Annotated in this window: 16 protein-coding genes; 8 read left to right on the top strand and 8 right to left on the bottom strand. The window is 69.3% G+C overall.

The genetic code is table 11. The features are described from left to right. Positions 1-68 precede the first annotated feature (68 nt). The gene (locus FHS07_RS09805; RefSeq protein WP_183419734.1) at positions 69-1,766 is read right to left on the bottom strand and encodes a long-chain-fatty-acid--CoA ligase; all 1,698 of its coding nucleotides are present in this window, start codon (positions 1,764-1,766) and stop codon (positions 69-71) included. Positions 1,767-1,874: 108 nt separating this feature from the next. On the opposite strand from FHS07_RS09805, the gene FHS07_RS09800 reads away from it, so the two are divergent. Beyond that, complete coding sequence (locus FHS07_RS09800) at positions 1,875-2,186, top strand: DUF2277 domain-containing protein (protein WP_183419733.1); 312 nt, start codon at positions 1,875-1,877, stop codon at positions 2,184-2,186. Positions 2,187-2,240: 54 nt separating this feature from the next. Here the strand turns inward: FHS07_RS09800 and phoA are convergent, their stop codons facing one another. Then, on the bottom strand, positions 2,241-4,142 hold the full coding sequence (gene phoA, locus FHS07_RS09795; RefSeq protein ID WP_183419732.1) for an alkaline phosphatase: 1,902 nt from the start codon (positions 4,140-4,142) through the stop codon (positions 2,241-2,243). 162 nt (positions 4,143-4,304) lie between these two features. On the opposite strand from phoA, the gene FHS07_RS09790 reads away from it, so the two are divergent. Both FHS07_RS09790 and FHS07_RS09785 read left to right on the top strand, forming a co-directional pair. Continuing rightward, a complete protein-coding gene (locus tag FHS07_RS09790) occupies positions 4,305-4,709 on the top strand; it encodes a hypothetical protein (protein WP_183419731.1) in 405 nt (134 codons plus the stop codon). 82 nt (positions 4,710-4,791) lie between these two features. Then, entirely contained in the window at positions 4,792-5,844 is a 1,053-nt protein-coding gene (locus FHS07_RS09785) for an AAA family ATPase (protein ID WP_183419730.1), read from the top strand. Between the two features lie 61 nt (positions 5,845-5,905). Here FHS07_RS09785 and glnA read toward each other — a convergent pair whose 3' ends face one another. Continuing rightward, positions 5,906-7,330 (bottom strand): type I glutamate--ammonia ligase, encoded by a 1,425-nt coding sequence (gene glnA, locus FHS07_RS09780; protein WP_055954603.1) that lies wholly within the window; start codon positions 7,328-7,330, stop codon positions 5,906-5,908. 90 nt (positions 7,331-7,420) lie between these two features. On the opposite strand from glnA, the gene FHS07_RS09775 reads away from it, so the two are divergent. Continuing rightward, positions 7,421-7,891, top strand: coding sequence for an RDD family protein (locus FHS07_RS09775; protein ID WP_183419729.1), 471 nt, complete (start codon positions 7,421-7,423; stop codon positions 7,889-7,891). 55 nt (positions 7,892-7,946) lie between these two features. On the opposite strand, the gene FHS07_RS09770 is transcribed toward FHS07_RS09775, so the two are convergent. Next, a complete protein-coding gene (locus FHS07_RS09770) occupies positions 7,947-8,657 on the bottom strand; it encodes a DUF4191 domain-containing protein (RefSeq protein ID WP_183419728.1) in 711 nt (236 codons plus the stop codon). A 118-nt stretch (positions 8,658-8,775) separates the two neighbouring features. On the opposite strand from FHS07_RS09770, the gene FHS07_RS09765 reads away from it, so the two are divergent. Beyond that, positions 8,776-9,885 (top strand): hypothetical protein, encoded by a 1,110-nt coding sequence (locus tag FHS07_RS09765; RefSeq protein ID WP_183419727.1) that lies wholly within the window; start codon positions 8,776-8,778, stop codon positions 9,883-9,885. Between the two features lie 17 nt (positions 9,886-9,902). Here the strand turns inward: FHS07_RS09765 and sucB are convergent, their stop codons facing one another. The 3 genes from sucB to FHS07_RS09750 are packed head-to-tail and all read right to left on the bottom strand — an operon-like array spanning position 9,903 to position 14,545. Continuing rightward, a complete protein-coding gene (sucB, locus tag FHS07_RS09760; protein WP_183419726.1) occupies positions 9,903-11,654 on the bottom strand; it encodes a 2-oxoglutarate dehydrogenase, E2 component, dihydrolipoamide succinyltransferase in 1,752 nt (583 codons plus the stop codon). A gap of 54 nt (positions 11,655-11,708) precedes the next feature. Then, positions 11,709-13,082, bottom strand: coding sequence for a dihydrolipoyl dehydrogenase (gene lpdA, locus FHS07_RS09755; RefSeq protein ID WP_183419725.1), 1,374 nt, complete (start codon positions 13,080-13,082; stop codon positions 11,709-11,711). Further along, positions 13,079-14,545, bottom strand: a complete 1,467-nt coding sequence (locus FHS07_RS09750; protein WP_183419724.1) for a leucyl aminopeptidase — start codon at positions 14,543-14,545, stop codon at positions 13,079-13,081. Before FHS07_RS09750 ends, lpdA begins: the two co-directional genes overlap by 4 nt. An 84-nt stretch (positions 14,546-14,629) precedes the next feature. Here FHS07_RS09750 and FHS07_RS09745 point away from each other — a divergent pair, with 84 nt between their 5' ends. The 3 genes from FHS07_RS09745 (at position 14,630) to FHS07_RS09735 (ending at position 17,857) form a co-directional block, all read left to right on the top strand. After that, positions 14,630-15,556 (top strand): proteasome assembly chaperone family protein, encoded by a 927-nt coding sequence (locus FHS07_RS09745; RefSeq protein ID WP_183419723.1) that lies wholly within the window; start codon positions 14,630-14,632, stop codon positions 15,554-15,556. Positions 15,557-15,833: 277 nt separating this feature from the next. Beyond that, a complete protein-coding gene (locus FHS07_RS09740) occupies positions 15,834-17,162 on the top strand; it encodes an RNA polymerase sigma factor (RefSeq protein WP_183419722.1) in 1,329 nt (442 codons plus the stop codon). Continuing rightward, entirely contained in the window at positions 17,159-17,857 is a 699-nt protein-coding gene (locus tag FHS07_RS09735; RefSeq protein ID WP_183419721.1) for a coenzyme F420-0:L-glutamate ligase, read from the top strand. The genes FHS07_RS09740 and FHS07_RS09735 overlap by 4 nt, the downstream gene beginning before the upstream one ends. Positions 17,858-18,053: 196 nt before the next feature. Here the strand turns inward: FHS07_RS09735 and FHS07_RS09730 are convergent, their stop codons facing one another. Continuing rightward, entirely contained in the window at positions 18,054-19,076 is a 1,023-nt protein-coding gene (locus FHS07_RS09730) for a sugar-transfer associated ATP-grasp domain-containing protein (RefSeq protein WP_183419720.1), read from the bottom strand. Between the last annotated feature and the right edge of the window lie 37 nt (positions 19,077-19,113).

The following is a 19,113-nucleotide window of genomic DNA, read 5'->3' as shown; positions in this document are numbered from 1 at the left end:
CGTGCGTAGCTGCCGCCGACGCGGGCCGCCGGTGCGTCGCAGCGGCAACCGCTCCGCGCCCGCACGCCTCACGACGACATGAGGCGCTCTCGCACCTCTCGACGCAGCACCTTGCCGATGAGCGAGCGCGGGAGGTCGTCGACGACGACGATGCGGCGCGGCACCTTGTACGCCGCCAGTCGTGTCTTGCAGTAGTCGCGCACCGTCTCCGAAGAGATGTCGACGCCGTCGCGGACGACGATGGCGGCGGCGACGTCTTCTCCGCCGCGCGGCTTGGGCAGCGCGACGACTGCGGCGCTCTCGATGTCGGGATGCGAGGTGAGCACGTCTTCGACCTCGGTCGGCGCTACGTTGAAGCCGCCGGTGATGATGATCTCCTTCAGCCGGTCGACGATGGTGACGAACCCGTCGGAGGACACCGTCGCGATGTCGCCGGTGCGCAGCCAGCCCCCGGGCAGCAGGGTGTCGGCGGTGTCGGCCGGCCGCTGCCAGTACCCCCGGAAGACCTGGGGACCGCGCAGCAGCAGCTCGCCCGCTTCTCCGAGCGGACGGTCGACGGTCGGGTTCTCGGGATCGACGATGCGGATCTCGGTGCTGGGGAACGGCACGCCGACCGTTCCCGGCCGCCGCGAGGGGCCGATGGGGTTGCCCAAGGCGACCGGGGACGACTCGGTCATGCCGTAGCCCTCGACGAGCAGCCCGCCGGTGGCCTGTTCCCAGCGGTCGACGGTCGCGACCGGCAAGCTCATCGCCCCGGAGATCGCGAACCGCACGCTGGTGAGGTCGACCGAGCCGCGCGCGGCGGCGCGAGCGAGCTGATCGTAGATGGGCGGCACCGCGGGGAGGAACGTCGGCGGGCTCTTCTTCGCGGCCGCGGCGACGAGATCGAGATCGTACTTGGGGAAGAGCACGAGCTTCGCTCCGATACTCATCGCGAACGTCAGGCACAGCGTCAGTCCGTACGCGTGGAAGAGCGGCAGTACGGCGTAGAACGTCTCTTCTCCGTCGTGGAGTCCCGGCACCCACGCCCGCCCCTGCATCGCGTTCGCCCGCAGGTTGGCGTGGGTCAGGATTGCCCCTTTGGGGGTACCGGTCGTGCCGCTGGTGTACTGCAGCAGAGCGATGTCATCGACCCGCGGGCCGGGATGCTTCTTCGACAGCGTTCCGCGGGTCCGCAGCTTCTCCCAGCGGCTCGGGCGCTTCGACTGCGGCGTCGCGGTCAGCTGCGCGCGCGCCGTGCGTGCCTTCGCGATCGGCAGACGCAGGGCGAGCCGTTTGGAGAGCGGGAACGCCGCGGTGATGTCGACGCTCACGATGTGCTCGAGCGCGAGGTCTGACGGGAAGTCGGCGACGGTATCGGCGAGCTTGTCCCACACGATCGCGAAGCGAGCCCCGTGGTCTTCGAACTGGTGGCGCAGCTCGCGCGCCGTGTACAGCGGGTTGTGCTCGATGACGATGGCTCCCAGGCGCAAGGCCGCGTAGAACGCGATGACGTGCTGCGGGCAGTTGGGGAGCACGAGCGCGACACGATCACCCGCCCGCACACCGAGGCGGCGGAGGCCCTCGGCGGCCCGCAGGATCTCATCGCCGAGCTGCGCGTAGGTCGTGGACGCACCGAAGAACTCCAGGGCCACCTTCGCGCCGTACGACGACACGGAGGCCGCCAGCATCTCGGGCAGGGTCTGCGATGGCGTGTCGATCTCGAGCGGGACGCCCTCGGCGTACGAGGTCGACCACGGGCGCGAGGCGTAAGGAGACTCCGGCATGCCTCCATCTTTCCAAGCCCCTCCGACATCGCGACGACGCTTGACGGGGATGGATCCGCTCGTTCGTCCCGCTCGCCATGCGCCCGCGATCGGCCTACCCTGTGGGGCATGTGCCGCAACATCATCCCCCTGCACAACTTCACGCCCCCGGCCACGGATGCCGAATGCCACGACGCCGCGCGGCAGTTCGTGCGCAAGATCGTGGGGACGACCACGCCGTCGCGGGCCAATCAGGCGGTCTTCGATCGCGCCGTGGCCGAGATCGCGGCATCCGTCCGCCGCCTGCTCGACGACCTCGTCACCGCGGCGCCTCCGAAAGTCCGCGAAGTCGAAGCCGCGAAACGGCAGGCACGTTCGGCCGAACGCTACGAGGCGATCCGGGTCTTCCAGGAGCAGAAGCGCGCCGAACGCACCGCCTGAACGCCTCGATGCCCGCCCCCGCGAGTGCGGCGACGGGCATCGAGGGAGAGTGGATCAGACGAACTCGGTGCGACGACGACGACGCAGGCGCAGAGTGACGCCGACGGCGAGCAGCCCCACCGCCAGCACGAGCGCACCGAGCGGCAGCGCCGCACCGGTCATCGCCAGCGGCGAGCCGTTGCCGTTCTGCCCCGCGCCCGCAGCGCCCGCCCCGGCCGTGGGCGAGGGCAGCGGGGTGGGAGTGGTCGTCAGCGCCGGGGCCGCAGAGGCGGACACGCGGAACGATGCCGTCTTCACCACACCGGTCTGCGCACCGCTCACCGTCACCTCGTAGGTGCCCTCGGCCGTCGGGGCCGTGGTCGTGAAGTTCGCGGAGCCGCGCAGCGCGTCGCGTTGGCCGAGGTCGCCGGTCGTCGACGCCGTACCGGAGAGCTGCCAGTCGGCTGCGAAGCCGTCGGCCGCCACCGTGAGCGGGTCGCCGGGACGTACCTCGGCGGGCACGCTCACCGTCGCCTGACCGCTGAGGGCGGCGAGGTTCTGCGAGAGGGCGAGACCGTTCGCGGCGGTGAAGAACAGGTCGGTCTGGTCGGTGAGACCGACGACGTTCGCCGCTCCCGGTCCGTACCCGGCGATGCGCACCTGCGAGCCGGTGTGCTGCTGCGAGCCGCCGGCCGGCGACGTTCCGTACGCGACGATCAGGGGCTGGCCGTCGGCCGTGAGCAGGTGGGTGTTGAGGCCGGGGATGGCGGAGCCCACGATCTGGCTCGTGTGGGCGTGGTCGGCCGTGACGACCACGAGGGTGTCGCCCTGCGTGCGGGCGAACTCGAGGGCGACCTGCACGGCCTCGTCGAGGTCGACGGTCTCGCCGATCTGCCCACAGGCGTTCGCGGCGTGGTCCTGCTTGTCGATGCTCGCGCCCTCGACCTGCAGGAAGAAGCCGTTGTCGTTGTCGAGCAGGTCGATCGCCTTCGAGGTGAGGGAGGCCAGCGACAGGCCCGTGGCGAGCCGATCGGGATTCTCCGTGCAAGAGACCGGGGCGGGGAGCTCGCCGCCGACGGTCAGGTCGGTCGCCGCGGGTCCGTTCCAACGGACGGGGAAGTTTCCCTCGGAGAAGAGCCCGAGCAGGGGCTGGTCGGCATCCGCCGTCGTGATCGCTTCGAGTCCGGCAGCGTCCTTCACGAGCGCGTAGCCGCGGTCGCGCGCCTGGTCCGAGAGCGTCTGCCCCATCCACGGGCCCGCCTTCGCCGTCTGCGCGAAGCTCGCCGCGCCGCCGCCGAGAGTGACGTCCGGACGCACGTTGAGCAGCTGCTCGCTGATCGAACCGAGGCCGCCGTTCTCGAGCGCCTCCGCGGAGCAATTCTTCGACGTCTGCTCGGGGCCGTAGCAGCCGCGGGCCGAGATGTGGGCGATCTGCGCGCCCGGAGTGGCATCCTGGATCTCTGCGGTCGAGACGTTGCCCGTCTTCAGGCCATTGGCTTTGGCGATCTCGAGCAGCGTGGCCTGCGGCGCGTTGGAGACGTCGACGCTGAGGCGACCGTTCGCCGTCTTGGTGCCCGTCGACCAGGCGCTGGCGGTCGACGCCGATTCGGAGGCGTAGTTGGGCTTGCCCGCCTCGTCGATGGAGTACGTCGTGTACTGACCCGTCAGGGGGAGCGCGTCGATGCCGGCGAACCGCCCCGCGGCACCTTCGGCGTAGTCGCGCGCGACGGTGATCTCGGAGTCGCCCATCCCGTCGCCGATCAGCAGGATGACATTCTTGGCGGGGCCGTCGACGATCGATTCGCGCAGGGCGTCGGTCATGTCGCCGTCGTTGCGCGCGGCTCCGCCGTGCTCGGTGATGTCGGGCGTCGCGGCCAGGGCGGGAGCGGCCAGGAGGCCGAGGGAGGTCGACGCGGCCAGGGCCACGGCCACCGAGGCGGCGGCCGCGCGGAGGCGTCGGGAAGTGCGAGAGTCCATGGGGGAGTCCTTCGTCGGATCGAGGCGGCCGGCGACCGCAGGGCAAGCCCACTGCCCGGGGATCACCCCTGCGCGATGTCCAGGTGAAGATCCGGTGTCCAGACGGTAGTCAATCGTCCATGAGCCCCCATCCCTCGGACGGCCGCACCTAGGCTCTGCTCGATGACCGTCGCCGTTTCACGCCTCTCAGGCCGTCGCTCCGCCGAGCGTGCGGTTCGGCTGGCACTCGCGGTCTTCCTCCTGCTCTGCGCCTGGGCGACCACGCATCTCGATGAGGCGGGCGGTCATCATGAGGGCACCGCGCACAGTGCTCTCACCGTCGGTTCCTTTCTGCAGACGGATGACGACGAGATGCCGGATGCCGCGCTGGTCCCGCCCGTCGACACCGACGCGACGAACGCGGTCGCCGCCGACGGGTCCGAGAACGTGACTCTCGTCCTCGCGGCCGTCGTGTTCTCGGTCCTCGGCGTCCTGCTGCTCCCGACAGTCCGCGGAGAGGGGATGCGGTCGGGCGCGCCCCCGCCGCGTCGGCATCCTCTGATCGTCTTCGGTATCTCCCGTACCTGAGGTCACGCGCCGCCGCGCACGCGGCGGATCGCGACCGTCGAACGATGGTCGATCGTGTCGACTTCAGCTCGGGAGATCCCCCATGTCCGTCATCCCCGGCGTTCCCCGCACCCCCCGTTCAGCGGGCTCGCCACCTCGCGGTCGCCGCCAGGTGCGACTCGCCGCCGACGACCTCGCCCAGATCGTCGAGTTCGCTCTGCGAGCCACCGACCCGGCCGCGAGAGCCGTGATCACGCAGATCGCCGACCGCGACGGAGCGGGGGCATCGGAGGTGATCGCCGGCATCCTCGAACGCACATCGCCCCGACCCGTCCGGCGGAACAACCGTCCTGTGTCACCGATCGCGACGGTGGAGCGCGTCGCGCCCGCGCCCACGGCGTCCCTGGGGGAGGAGCAGTCGCGCCACCTCACCGCCGTGGCCGAGCGCCTCACGGAGGGCGGGTCGGTGCTCTTCGTCGGTCCCGCGGGTACCGGCAAGACCCTGCGCGCGCGGTGGATGGCCCACCAGCGGGGCCGTGCCGTCATGACGATCGATCTCGCGACGGTGCTCGACGCCCCGCTCGTCCGTCTCGTCGACGCGGTCGCCTCCGCCACGGCATCCGGGATGACGGTCCACCTGGAACACGCGCACGCTCGCGACGTCGCGGCCCTCGCGGCCCTCGTGCGGGCGCGGGCGGGGTCGGGTCTCGTCCTGATCGAGACGAGGGAGGAGCGCACCGATCTCGCCGTCGACGCGGTCCTCGAGGTGGGCGTCCCCGACGTCGCGATGGTCGAGTCGCTCCTCCGCGATCTCCTCGGCGACGTCGACGACCGCGTCATCCGGGTGGTCGGGGCTCTCCACCGCGGCGAGACACCGCGCACGATCGAGCTCGCGGTCGAGCGCGCCCGACGGTTCGCCGCGACGACGGAGATCGGCGTCGGGGAAGCCCTCCAGGCGGCCACCGTGCAGCGCCTCGGGTCATGGCCGCCGCGGCGTCGGCGGGAAGCGGCCGTCACGTTGATGAAGACCGCGGGACTCAGCCAACGCGCTGTGCACGAACTCACGGGGGTGAGTCGAGACACACTGCGCCGTCATTCCTCATGGACTGCGGTCGACGAGGGCAACAGCGGGGGGCGTCCGCTGACTGTTCCGTGACAACGCGACGACGCCCGCCCCCGCGAAACGGCGGGGACGGGCGTCGGTGATGCGGAGGCGATCAGACCCCGAAGTACAGCTCGTACTCGAAGGGGTGCGGACGCTGGGCCATCGGCTGGATCTCGTTCTCGATCTTGTACTCGATCCAGGTGTCGATGAGCTCCTGCGTGAAGACGCCACCGGCGAGCAGGAACTCGTGGTCGGCGCGCAGGGCCTCGAGCGAGTCGAGCAGCGAGTTCGGAACCTGCGGGATGTTCGCGGCCTCTTCGGCGGGGAGCTCGTAGAGGTCCTTGTCGACGGGCTCGTGGGGCTCGATGCGGTTCTTGATGCCGTCGATACCGGCCATGAGCTGTGCGGCGAACGCGAGGTACGGGTTGCCCGAGGCGTCGGGGGCGCGGAACTCGATGCGCTTGGCCTTGGGGTTCGTGCCCGTGATCGGGATACGGATGGCCGCGGAGCGGTTACCGGCCGAGTACACCAGGTTGACCGGCGCCTCGAAGCCCTTCACCAGACGGTGGTAGCTGTTGAGGGTCGGGTTGGTGAAGGCGAGCACCGCGGGAGCGTGCGCGAGCAGACCACCGATGTACCAGCGGGCGACGTCGGACAGTCCGCCGTAGCCGGTCTCGTCGTAGAACAGCGGCTTGCCGTCGTTCCACAGCGACTGGTGGGTGTGCATGCCCGAGCCGTTGTCACCGAAGAGCGGCTTGGGCATGAAGGTCGCGACCTTGCCCCACAGCTCGGCGGTGTTCTTGACGATGTACTTGAACTTCAGGATGTCGTCGGCCGCGTGCAGCATCGTGTCGAAGCGGTAGTTGATCTCCTGCTGACCACCGGTGCCGACCTCGTGGTGCGAGCGCTCGAGCGCGAAGCCCGCCTCGATCAGCTTGAGGGTGATGTCGTCGCGCAGGTCGGCCGTCTTGTCGACCGGCGAGACCGGGAAGTACCCGCCCTTGTAGGGGGTCTTGTTGGCGAGGTTTCCGCCCTCTTCCTGACGACCGGTGTTCCACGCGCCTTCTTCGGAGTCGACCGAGAAGAAGCTCGAGTTCTGCTTCACTTCGTAACGCACGTCGTCGAAGATGTAGAACTCGGCCTCGGGGGCGAAGAACGCCGTGTCGGCGATGCCGGTGGAGGCGAGGTACTTCTCGGCCTTCTTGGCGACCTGTCGCGGGTCCTTCGAGTAGATCTCGCCGTTGCGCGGGTTGTAGATGTCGAAGATCATCACGAGGGTCTTGGCCTCGCGGAACTGGTCGACGTACGCCGTGGTCACGTCGGGGATCAGCTGCATGTCCGACTCGTGGATGTTCGCGAACCCGCGGATCGACGAGCCATCGAACAGCTGTCCGACGGTGAAGAACTCCTCGTCGACGGTCGAGGCGGGGATGTTGAAGTGCTGCTGCACACCAGGAAGATCCGTGAAACGGATGTCGAGGAACTTGACGTCCTCGTCCTGGATGAACTTGAGCACCTCGGACGAATCTTTGAACATGAAGACTCCAGAGGTAGAACATTCGGGATCGGCGGGCCTCGCCCGGCCTCCTCGACCCTATACAGAACCGGTGTCTCGGCGATATCTCGCATGTTTCGGGCGTGTTACGCGAGCCCGATTACTCTGGATGCCGTGAGCGCACCCTCCGAGCACGACTATCCAGGCCAGCGACTGGGCCTTCCCCGCGAAGGGCGCGGCTCCATCGCCCGCCCAGGCCGCAGGATCGCCGCGCTCCTGATCGACGTCGTCAGTGCCGGTCTGGTCGGCTTCGCCTTCTTCTCGACACCCGATCCGGTGACCGGCGTCCCATTCGCGAACCCGATCGCGGCCAACGTCATCTTCTTCGCCGTACAGATCCTCTTCATCCCGCTGATCGGGGGAAGCCCCGGACACCGCCTCATGGGGATGCGCCTCGAGCTGGCATCCGGGGGATGGGTGGGGCTGTGGCGCCCGATCGTGCGAACCGTGTTGCTGGCACTGATCATCCCTGCCGTGGTCTGGGACGCCGATCAGCGCGGTCTGCACGACAAGATCGTCGGCACCGTCCTCGTCCGCACCTGACGCCGACGGAACGACGAAGGCCCCCGCATCTGCGGGGGCCCTCGTCATCTCGGGATCAACGCGGACGCGGCGACCGCATCTTGGTCGGATCGACACCCTTGGGGATCGGCAGCGACGACAGACCCTGCGAGACCGAGGACACGCGCTTGATGACGGCCGCCATCGTGGCCCGATCGACCTTCTTCGGCAGCCCCTTGATGGTGGAGGCGAGCTTCGCGATCGGCACCTCGTCATCGCCGTGCCCGATGTAGAGCACCGTCACCGGGACACCCGAGGCGATGCGCTGGACGCGACCGCGCTCCTCGCCCACGAGACGGGTGAGACGGCTGCGGTTACCCTCGCCGATGAGCACGACGCCTCCGCGGCCGATGGCGCGGTACAGGGCCTCCTGCGTGCGCGGGTTCACACCCACCGGGGCCTCGGAGGCCTGCCAGTTACGGCCGAGCGACGACGACAGCACGTGGCCGGTGGCACCCGGCATCCCGTCGATCTTCTTGTACATGGCCGTGGTCGACAGGCGCGTCATCGTGATCATCGCGGCCAGGATGCCGGCCAGCAGGCCCGTGACACCCCACAAGATGATGCTCCACACCGCCAGCGGCGGGATCAGGAAGCCGACGACCACGCCGAGGGCGATGCCCACCAGCACGATGCCGGCCAGCAGGAACGGCAGCCACCGGTACTCCTTCTGGGTGAAGGTGTAGAGGGTCTTGAGCTGCGAGAAGAAGCCCGGACGCTTCTCGGGCGTGGAAGTACGAGCGGCCATGAGATCGATTCTATCTTCGCCACCGCCCCCTCCTCCCCAGAGCCTCGAACGCGTTATCCGTCCCCGTTCCGACGTCGCTGCGCCGCGGGCGATGCCGCCCCTCGACCACCATCTTCGGATGAGCAGCCCCGCGGCATCCGTCCTGGTCGAACCGTTCGACGCCTACCTCCGGCGTCGCTCCCGGAGCGCCATCGCCTTCACGGCGGGCGAGGCGGTCACGGCTGCCGTCGCGCTGCTGCGCGGCTGCCGCGGCGCGACGGGTCGATTCGCCGGCACGCGATGGTGGCTGCGGGCCGATGGGTGTCCCGTCGCCGAAGAGGAGGACGGCGAACCGGATGCCATCGCGGCCACGGCCGATGCGCTCGAGCGGATTGCGGCGATCACCGACGACGACGCCACCCGCGACATGGTGACGCGCGCCCGGGAGAGCGTGCTCACCCGGCCCCCTCGCGAGTGGGACGCCGTCGAGCGCCGGCTCTTCCAGCACGCCGGCCCGATTCCGCTCGTCTTGGGGCCGCTGACCCCGGTGGTGGAAGAGCCTCCCGCGTCGGCCGTGCAAGCGACGCCGAGCGCACCGTCACGCGTGCTGGCGCTCATCGACGCCGACCTCGCCGACGCCGTGCACGAGGTGCTGCGCGACGTACGCGAACGGTGGCGCCGCTCGCCGGTCGTACGTTTCGGCACGATGTGCGCCGCCGCCGGTGCGATCATCGTGGTGACGGGCCTGCTCATGTGGCCGACGCCCGACGGGTCCGCGGCATCCGCGCCGGGGCCATCGGAGTCACGTACCGTCGGCGAGTCCCCATCGGCGGATGCCCCGTCGGCGTTCCCCCTGGCCGCCGACACGGCGACCGACGAGCCGACGATGACGCCCCCCGCCGTATCGGTTACGCCCGACGAGACCGCGACGAAGCCAGACCAGCCGACAGAGGGAAGCTCTGCGGCGTCCGCCGCCCCCGTCGACGCCGCCCGCGACCTCTTCGCGGAGATCGATCGATGCGTCGGTGACACCGCGTGCGTAGCCGCACACGAAGAGGACTCGGGATTCCCGCACGAGCCGCTGCTCGCCGGTGCGCGCGACGCCGACATCGAGCTCATCGACGATTTCGGCGGGGTCGTCGTCGTCCGGCTCAGCGCCGACTCCACCACGCAGTACGTGACGCTCGTGAGGCAGAAAGACCGATGGCTGGTCCGCGCCGTCAGAACGGTCGCGGACCAGCCATCGTGAGCCGGAGTTCAGCGCTGTCAGATGCCGAGGTCGCCCTCGAACTGCGCCGCTTCGAGGCGTGCCTTGACCGCACCGAGGAAGCGGGCAGCGTCCGCTCCGTCGATCGTGCGGTGGTCGTACGACAGTGCGAGGTAGACGTACGAGCGCACCGAGATCGCGTCCTTGCCGTCGACCGACACGACACCCGGCTTCTTCACGACGGCACCGAGGCCGAGGATGGCCGACTGCGGCAGGAAGACGATCGGGGTGTCGAAGAGCGCGCCGCGCGAACCGGTATTGGTCAGCGTGAACGTGCCGCCCGCGAGCTCGTCGGGCTTGAGCTTGTTGTCGCGCGTGCGCGCGGCGAGATCGGCGATCTCACGAGCGAGCTGCGCGATGTTCTTGTCGCCCGCCTCCTTGATGACCGGCGTCAGCAGACCGCGCTCGGTGTCGACCGCGATCGCGACGTTCTCCTGGGCGGGGTAGACGATCTCGTCGCCCTCGACCGTGGAGTTGATGATGGGGTACGACTTGAGCGCCTCGATGGCCGCAATCGCGAAGAACGGCAGGAACGACAGCTTGTCGCCCGTCTTCTGCTGGAACTCGCCTTTCATGCGGTCGCGCAGAGCCGCGACCTTCGTCACGTCGACCTCGACGACCGTCGTCAGCTGCGCCGTCGCCTGCATCGATGCGACCGCGCGCTCGGCGATGACCTTGCGCAGACGCGACATCTTCTGGGTCGTGCCGCGCAGCGGCGAGACCTCCACCGGCGCCGGGGCGGCGGCGGGCGCGGCAGCCGCGGGGGCGGACGACGCGGCCGGTGCGGCCTTGGCAGCCTCGGCGGCCTTAAGCACGTCTTCCTTGCGGATGCGGCCGCCCACGCCACTGCCCGTGACAGAGGCCAGGTCGACGCCCTGCTGCTGCGCCAGACGGCGCACGAGGGGCGTGACGTAGGTGATGTCGTCGTTCGACGACGCGGCCGCAGCCGGGGCGGCGGGCTTCTCTTCCGCGACAGGGGCCGGGGCCGCGGGCTTCTCTTCTGCGGCCGGGGCCGGGGCGGCGGGCTTCTCTTCCGCAGGTGCGGGCTTCTCCGCAGCGGGGGCAGGCTGCTCGGCAGGCTTCTCTTCGGCGGCCGGGGCGGCAGGGGCCTCGGGCTGAGCGGCGGGGGCCGCGCCGCTGCCGATACGGGCGAGGGCGGCACCGACGTTGACCGTCTCGTCTTCCTGCACGAGGATCTCCTGCAGCGTGCCCGCGACGGGCGAGGGGATCTCGGTGTCGACCTTGTCGGTCGAGATCTCGAGCAGCGGCTCGTCAACGGCGACGTCGTCTCCGACGGCCTTCAGCCAGCGGGTCACCGTGCCCTCGGTCACACTCTCACCGAGTTCGGGCAGCTTGACCTCGGTCGAGTCGCCACCGGCATCCGGAGCCGACTGCTCGGCCGGCGCCGACTGCGCGGCCGGCGCGGACTCGGCGGGCGCGGCTTCCTCGGCGGGAGCCGACTCTTCTTCGACCGGAGCGGCCTGCGGGGCGTCATCGGACGACGATGCGCCCGAGCCGTCACCGATCTTGGCGAGGACGGCGCCGACCTCGACGGTCTCGTCTTCCTGGACGAGGATCTCTTCGATCACGCCCGAGATGGGCGAGGGGATCTCGGTGTCGACCTTGTCGGTCGAGATCTCCAGCAGACCCTCGTCCTCCTGGACGGTGTCACCGACCTGCTTGAGCCAGCGGGTGACCGTTCCCTCGGTGACGCTCTCGCCGAGAGCGGGGAGGACGACGGAAGTGCTCATGAATAGTTCTCCTTCGTACCGGATGCGGTATCTAGCTTAGTGACCGGTTTGTGGTCAGAGTGCGTGCAGGGGCTTGCCGGCGAGGGCCAGGAAGGCCTCGCCCAGCGCTTCGCTCTGGGTGGGGTGGGCATGGACGAACGGCGCGATGTCTTCCGGGTGCGCTTCCCACCCGACGGCGAGCTGCGCCTCGGAGATGAGCTCGCCCACCCGATCGCCCACGAGGTGCGCCCCGACGACGGGGCCGTCGACCCGTCGAACGATCTTGACGATGCCCGACGTGCCGATGATCTCGCTGCGGCCGTTACCGGCCAGGTTGTACTCGTAGGCTTTCACGGCCTCGGATCCATAACGATCCTGGGCCTGCGCTTCGGTGAGCCCGACGGAGGCCACCTCGGGGTGCGAATAGGCGACGCGGGGGACGTCCATGTCGGGCACGAGCACGGGCGACAGGCCCGCGATCTCCTCGGCGACGAAGATGCCCTGTTGGAACCCGCGGTGCGCGAGTTGCAGTCCGGGCACGATGTCGCCCACGGCCCAGACGTGCGCGGACGCCGTGCGCAGACGGTCGTCGGTCTGCACGAAGCCCCGGTCCAGCACGACTCCCGCATCCTCGTAGCCGAGGCCTGCCGTGACGGGCCCACGCCCGACGGCGACGAGGACGTAGTCGGCCACGAGCTCAGATCCGTCGTCGAGGGTGACGGTCGCGGCATCCGCGGTCTGCGAGAGCGAGGCGAAACGCCGACCGAGCTGGAACGAGATCCCGCGCTTGCGGAACGCGCGCTCCAGCGCCTTGCTCGACGACAGGTCCTCGGCGGGCAGCAGGTGCGGCAGCGCCTCGACGATCGTGACCTCGACGCCGAACGAGCGCCACACGCTCGCGAACTCGACACCGATGACCCCGCCGCCCAGTACCACGACGCGCTCGGGGATGACGTCGAGATCCAGCGCCTGCTCGCTCGTGAGGACGCGGCCGCCGATCTCGAGTCCGGGCAGACTCCGGCTGTACGAGCCGGTCGCGAGGATGACGTCGGTGCCGCGGTACAGGTCGTCGCCGACGCGGACGGCGGGGCCGGCCTCGAGCGTGCCCTCACCGGACACGACGCGGATCCCTCGTGCCGAGATGAGACCCTCGAGACCCTTGAACTTCTTGGCGACGATGCCCTCGCGGTACGCACGCACTCGGACGGGGTCGATCCCCCCGAGGGTGACGTCGATGCCGATGTCGGCAGCGCCCCGGGCGGCGTCGGCCACCTCGCCCGCGTGCAGCAGGGCCTTCGTGGGGATGCAGCCGCGGTGCAGGCACGTACCGCCGAGTTTGTCCTTCTCGACGAGCACGACGTCTTTTCCGAGCTCGGCGAGACGGATCGCGGCGGCGTACCCTCCGCTTCCGCCGCCGAGCACGACGACGTCGGCCGTTTGATCGGTCATCGTGCAGCCTCCGCGGAGAGCATCTCGACGAGCGATCGGACCGTCGCGCCGGTCACACCCTTGTCGGTGAACCCGAACGGCGCCGACTTGTTCATGCCCACACCGGCGATGTCGAGGTGCACCCAGGGGATGCGCGCGGCGTCGGCGTCCTCGGAGACACGACCGACGAAGTGCCGCAGGAAGAGGCCGGCGAAGAGCGAGCCGCCCGCCGGGTCGCCGATCTTGGCGTTCTGCAGATCGGCGATGGGGGAGTCGAGGTCGTCGATCATGTGGTCGGGCAGCGGCAGCTGCCACGCCAGCTCCGAGGCGCGACCCGCCGCAGCGAGATACTCCGCAACGGCGTCGTCGTCGCCCATGACACCGGTGTGGCGGTTGCCGAGGGCGACCGTGATGGCACCGGTCAGCGTGGCCACATCGACGATGAGGTCGGGCTGCTCCCGGCTGGCCGCGGCCAGACCGTCGGCGAGCACGAGGCGCCCCTCCGCATCGGTGTTCAGCACCTCGACGGTGGTGCCGTCGAGCGTGCGCAGCACGTCTCCGGGGCGGATCGCCCGGCCGGACGGCATGTTGTCGGCGATGCAGAGCCACGCGCTGACCTTGACCGGCAGCCGCATCTCGGCTGCGGCTTTCAGCACCGCGAGAACGGTGGCTGCGCCGCACATGTCGTACTTCATGCCCACCATGGATGCCGCGGGCTTCAGCGACAGTCCGCCGGTGTCGAACGTGATGCCCTTGCCGACCAGCGCGACGTGGCGCTCGGCACCCGCGGGGGAGTAGTCCAGCCGCACGAGGCGGGGCGGCCGGTCGGATCCCTGCCCGACGCCCAGGATCCCGCCGTACCCGCCCTCGCGGAGGGCCACCTCGTCGAGCACCTCGACCTCGACGGGGAGTCCTTCGACGGCTTTGACGGCGGCGTCGGCGAAGTCAGCGGGTCCGAGCCACTCGGCGGGCGTCGTCACCAGGTCTTTCACAAGCGCCACGGCGCCCGACACGGCGGCGACGGCCGCGGTGTCGGCGTCGGACGGCGCTGCGGACGCGAGGACACTGACGCGCGCTGCGCGTGCCTTCGCGGACTTCTTCTTGTAGTCGGCGAAGCGATAACCGCCGAGGGCCGCACCCTCGGCCAGCGGACGCCACGGCGCGTCGACGAGGGCCTGGACCGCCACGTGGGCGAAACCGGTGAGTTGACGAACGCCCGTCCCCGCGGCATCCCGCAGCGCCGACTCACCCGGATCGGTGCCGGCACCCACGACCGCCACCGGCGTGCTGACGCCGGGCACGTGCACGCGTTGGAAGGATCCGGTCGCGCCGGTGAAGCCGACGGCGGACAGTGCGCTGCCGAGGCCGTCCCATCCGTCGGGATCCGGTGTCCCCTCCGAAACAGTCGGGACGATCAGGAGGATCGCATCGGCGTCGGACTCGAGAACGGGGGCGTCGGTGTACGCCACAGAGGGGAAGGGCATGGTGTCCATCCTAGGTTCGCGCGTGTTCGCTAGCAGCGGGACGCACCGCCGCCGGCCCACCGGGAGCGCTCGTAAAGTGGACCCATGCCCGCATCCGCACCGCTGTACGACCGTGCTCCCGCGGCTCCGCCCGTGCCGTCGGGTTTGCCGCTGGTGATCTCGCTCACCGGGTTCACGGACGCCGGCGGCGCCGTGACGAGGTTGGTCGAATACTTCCGCAACGACCTCGCGCCCAACCCCGTGGTCATCTTCGACAACGACGTCCTGCTGGACTACCGCGCCCGTCGGCCGCTCATCACCTTCGTCGAAGACCACCTGACCGACTACCGCCCTGCACGCCTCGAACTGTCGCTTGCGCACGACTCGACGGGGCGGCCGTTCCTTCTGCTGGCCGGCTACGAGCCCGACTTCCTCTGGGAGGCCTTCGCCGAGTCCGTGCTCGAACTCGCGGCCGGGCTCCAGGTGTCGTCCGTGACGTGGGTGCACGCCATCCCCATGCCCGTGCCGCACACCCGCCCGATCGGAACGACGGTCAGCGGGACCCGTCCCGATCTCGCCGAAGCCCATTCGGTGTGGCGCCCCCACACGCAGGTTCCGTCGACGGCGGGCCACCTGCTGGAGTACCGCTTCGCCGAGGCCGGAGCCAAGGTCGTCGGCTTCGCCCTGCTCGTTCCCCACTACCTGGGCGACACCGAGTATCCGGCGGCCACCCTGGCCGCCCTCGACAGCCTCACCGTGGCGACCGGCCTGGAGTTCTCGGGTGAGGTGCTGCGCGAAGAGAACCGCGAGTTCCTCACGAAGGTCACCGAGCAGGTCGAGGCCAGCGACGAACTCACGCGCATGCTCGAGAACCTCGAAGAGCGTTACGACGCCTATATGGCGGGCTCGACCCAGGCGACACCGATCATCCACATGGGCGATCTGCCCAGCGCCGACGAACTCGCCGCCGAGTTGGAGCGCTTCCTCGCGACACGTCCCGGCGACGACGATCGCCGCGGAAAACTCGGTTGACCCGACGACAGCGGCTCACCACCGACGACGTGGAACGGATCCCGGATGCCGAGTCTTCGGCATCCGGGAATGCTCGTCGGTGCATCCGCGTTGTCTACGCATAGATCCCTGGTCCGCGTCAAGTCCCGGTCCGAGGATGTGAGACAATAAAGAACCTGACCCGTTGTCAACCGGTCCAGGAGCCCCCGCTCCTCGGATCGGGACTTGACAAGGGTCTTACTAGTGTCCGAGAACGACCGGCGGCCGTGCAACGTACGTTCCCGGTGAAAGGCGAAACGTGGCAGGCACGACAACCAAGACCCGCTCCCGGAGTGCGAAGGACGCCGAGCTCGAGAACTCCGAGGAGACCGTGACGGCGTCGACGACGACGACCGCGAAGAAGGCTCCCGCCAAGAAGGCCCCCGCCAAGGCCAAGGCCGCGCCGGCCAAGGCGAAGACCAAGGCCAAGAAGGACGACGACCTCGACGAAGACGAAGAGGTCGACGAAGAGACCGAGGTCGTCCTCGAGACCGACGACAGTGACGACTCCGACGACTCTGACGACGCCGTCAAGGGCGACACGAAGAAGTCCGACGACGATGATGACGACGATGCCCCGGCGAAACCCGCCGAGGCCCTGCCCCAGGGCGCGATCGTCATCTCCTCCAGCGACGAGGACGACGTCCCCGTCTACTCGGCGCAGATCACCGGAGCCACGGCCGACCCGGTCAAGGACTACCTGAAGCAGATCGGTAAAGTCCCGCTGCTGAACGCGGCCGAAGAGGTCGAGCTCGCCATGCGCATCGAGGCGGGCCTGTTCGCCGAAGAGAAGCTGTCGAACATGTCGGCGGCCGAGAAGACGAGCCAGCTCGGTCTCGACCTGCAGTGGGTCGCCCGCGATGGTCAGCGCGCCAAGAGCCACCTGCTGGGTGCCAACCTGCGCCTGGTCGTCTCGCTCGCCAAGCGCTACACCGGTCGCGGCATGCAGTTCCTCGACCTCATCCAGGAGGGCAACCTGGGCCTGATCCGTGCGGTCGAGAAGTTCGACTACACCAAGGGCTTCAAGTTCTCGACCTACGCGACCTGGTGGATCCGCCAGGCGATCACGCGCGCCATGGCCGACCAGGCCCGCACCATCCGCATCCCGGTGCACATGGTCGAGGTCATCAACAAGCTTGCGCGCGTTCAGCGTCAGATGCTGCAGGACCTCGGTCGCGAACCCACGCCCGAAGAGCTCAGCCGCGAACTCGACATGACCCCCGAGAAGGTCATCGAGGTGCAGAAGTACGGCCGTGAGCCGATCTCCCTGCACACGCCCCTCGGTGAAGACGGCGACAGCGAATTCGGTGACCTCATCGAAGACACCGAGGCCGTCGTTCCCGCCGACGCGGTGGGCTTCACGATGCTGCAGCGCCAGCTCGAGTCGCTGCTCGATTCGCTCAGCGAGCGTGAGGCGGGCGTGATCCGCATGCGCTTCGGCCTCGGCGACGGTCAGCCCAAGACCCTCGACCAGATCGGCGACACGTTCGGTGTCACGCGTGAGCGCATCCGCCAGATCGAGTCGAAGACCATGGCGAAGCTGCGTCACCCCAGCCGTTCGCAGTCGCTCCGGGACTACCTCGAATGAGCGGCGAGGCCAACGCCGGCAAGGCGCTCACCCGCACCGTCGAGGGCACCTCGTACGCCCGCATCCCGATCCGCACCCGGGTCGTCATGCCGGGCGACGACCTCGACGCCTTCATCCTCGAGTACGCGAAATCTGCCGTGCAGCCGGGCGACCTGCTGTTCGTCACCGAGAAGATCGTCGCGATCACGCAGGGACGCTCGTACACGCTCGACAGCATCAAGCCCCGCAAGCTCGCGCTGTTCCTGTCCAAGTACGTCACCCGCACGCCGTACGGCATCGGACTCGGCATGCCCGAGACGATGGAGATGGCGCTGCGCGAGTGCGGGACGCCCCGCATCCTGATCGCGGCGGCCGTCTCGGCCGTGACGAAGGCGCTCGGACGCAAGGGCGACTTCTACCGCATCGCCGGTGACAAGGCCCGCGCGATCGACGGCCCCACCTCGGGCACGATCCCGCCGTACAACCAGGCCGTCGTCCTCGGACCGGACCGCCCGCGCGAGGTGGCTGCTCGTCTGAAGTCGCTGCTCGGAGGAGACCTCCAGGTCGCGGTCGTCGACATCAACGACCTGGGTGGCAACATCCTCGGTTCGACGATGGACAAGGCCGGAGAGAAGCGCCTCGTCGCCATCCTGAAAGACAACCCTCTCGGTCAGGGACACGAGTCCACGCCGCTGGGCATCGTCCGCCACGGCTGACACAGCCCGACGAAGGCCCGCTCCGTTCACGGGGCGGGCCTTCGCGGTTTCCGGATGGCGTCCACTCGGGGCCGGACCCTTCGACGAGCTCGGGGTGATCGACGCTCACGGTCCGCGACGGCTGAGCCCGTCGAAGCCACCGTGTCGTGCGAAAGGCCCGCCCCCTTACGGGAGCGGGCCTTCACGGCAGCCGGTGTCAGAAACCGATCGCGGCCCGGTAACGCGGCTTGTGCCCGGTACGGATTCCGGTCACGCTCGGCTTGTTCTCGTAGACGCCCGCACCCCAGTTGCCCTCGACGAGTACGGGGCCGTCGGGACCGACGACGATGTCCCAGCCGACGTACTGCACCTGCGGCACGACGCGCGCGACCTGGTCGACGAACGCCTTCACCTCGTCGATAAGCGGCAGCTGGAAATCGGCGATGCGGACTCCCGAATCGGGGTGCAGCTCGTGCACGTGCCCGTGCGAGTCGTAGCCGGCGCCGAGGGCACGACCGTCGTCATCGAGCATCGTGTAGAAACCGCCGAAGGTCATCTGGTCGCTGACCGCGCCGCGGCCGAACTTCTGGGCCATCGCGAGGATGTGGGTCGTCTCGCCGTCGAAGAACGCGGTGACGCGCGTGGTGTTGACGGTGCCGGGGCAGACGGCGGCGAGGTCGTCGTGCTGGCGGATGACCTCCTCGACGAGGATCTCGCCGCGCTCGAGCAGACCACGGTGGAAGGCGTCCCAGTCCGCGACCTCGGCCGCGTGGTAGCGGTGCACGCCGGTTCCCGCCTGGCCGACGGGCTCCTTGGTGACGACGGTGCCCAGACGCTCGGCGAACGCGCGCAGTTCGTCGGCGTTGCCGGCGTCCACCACCATCCACTCGCGACGGAGGAACTCGCTGAAGCGCCGGTCGAAGGCGACCTTGTCCTGGAAGATCCCGCGGTAGTCGGGGTGGTCGTACTTCTGCGAGATCTGGTTCGACACCGGGTGCGTCATGTATGTCGCGCGTTCGGCCGGGGTGAGGATCGCGAAGTCATAGTCGATGTAGTCCTGGAACCCGACGTTCTTCACGCCCGCCTGGAAGAGCATGTCGGCGACGACGAGCGGCAGCGACTTGCCGTGCTGCGCCGAGGCCTCTTTGGCACGTTCGATCACCGAGCCCACGTCGATGCGGCGGGCACGTCCGGCGAGGTAGCGCAGACGGGTGACGGGGGAGAAGCCCTGGGTAGGCATGCACGCTCCGGGGTCGGGGACGACGGACCCCGTTAGT

The organism is Microbacterium proteolyticum (genome assembly GCF_014192415.1).
In the GTDB taxonomy this organism is placed as follows: Bacteria; Actinomycetota; Actinomycetes; order Actinomycetales; family Microbacteriaceae; genus Microbacterium; species Microbacterium proteolyticum.
The sequence above is the reverse complement of the archived record's forward strand: the minus strand, read 5'-3'. Positions and strand labels throughout refer to the sequence as shown.

Coding starts and splice junctions, on each gene's coding strand:
- FHS07_RS09730 (WP_183419720.1), bottom strand. CDS start 19,076: ATGCCTACCCAGGGCTTCTCCCCCGTCACCCGTCTGCGCTACCTCGCC.
- sucB (WP_183419726.1), bottom strand. CDS start 11,654: ATGAGCACTTCCGTCGTCCTCCCCGCTCTCGGCGAGAGCGTCACCGAG.
- FHS07_RS09765 (WP_183419727.1), top strand. CDS start 8,776: ATGAGCAGCCCCGCGGCATCCGTCCTGGTCGAACCGTTCGACGCCTAC.
- FHS07_RS09805 (WP_183419734.1), bottom strand. CDS start 1,766: ATGCCGGAGTCTCCTTACGCCTCGCGCCCGTGGTCGACCTCGTACGCC.
- FHS07_RS09790 (WP_183419731.1), top strand. CDS start 4,305: ATGACCGTCGCCGTTTCACGCCTCTCAGGCCGTCGCTCCGCCGAGCGT.
- phoA (WP_183419732.1), bottom strand. CDS start 4,142: ATGGACTCTCGCACTTCCCGACGCCTCCGCGCGGCCGCCGCCTCGGTG.
- glnA (WP_055954603.1), bottom strand. CDS start 7,330: ATGTTCAAAGATTCGTCCGAGGTGCTCAAGTTCATCCAGGACGAGGAC.
- FHS07_RS09770 (WP_183419728.1), bottom strand. CDS start 8,657: ATGGCCGCTCGTACTTCCACGCCCGAGAAGCGTCCGGGCTTCTTCTCG.
- FHS07_RS09750 (WP_183419724.1), bottom strand. CDS start 14,545: ATGCCCTTCCCCTCTGTGGCGTACACCGACGCCCCCGTTCTCGAGTCC.
- lpdA (WP_183419725.1), bottom strand. CDS start 13,082: ATGACCGATCAAACGGCCGACGTCGTCGTGCTCGGCGGCGGAAGCGGA.
- FHS07_RS09775 (WP_183419729.1), top strand. CDS start 7,421: ATGTTTCGGGCGTGTTACGCGAGCCCGATTACTCTGGATGCCGTGAGC.
- FHS07_RS09745 (WP_183419723.1), top strand. CDS start 14,630: ATGCCCGCATCCGCACCGCTGTACGACCGTGCTCCCGCGGCTCCGCCC.
- FHS07_RS09735 (WP_183419721.1), top strand. CDS start 17,159: ATGAGCGGCGAGGCCAACGCCGGCAAGGCGCTCACCCGCACCGTCGAG.
- FHS07_RS09785 (WP_183419730.1), top strand. CDS start 4,792: ATGTCCGTCATCCCCGGCGTTCCCCGCACCCCCCGTTCAGCGGGCTCG.
- FHS07_RS09800 (WP_183419733.1), top strand. CDS start 1,875: ATGTGCCGCAACATCATCCCCCTGCACAACTTCACGCCCCCGGCCACG.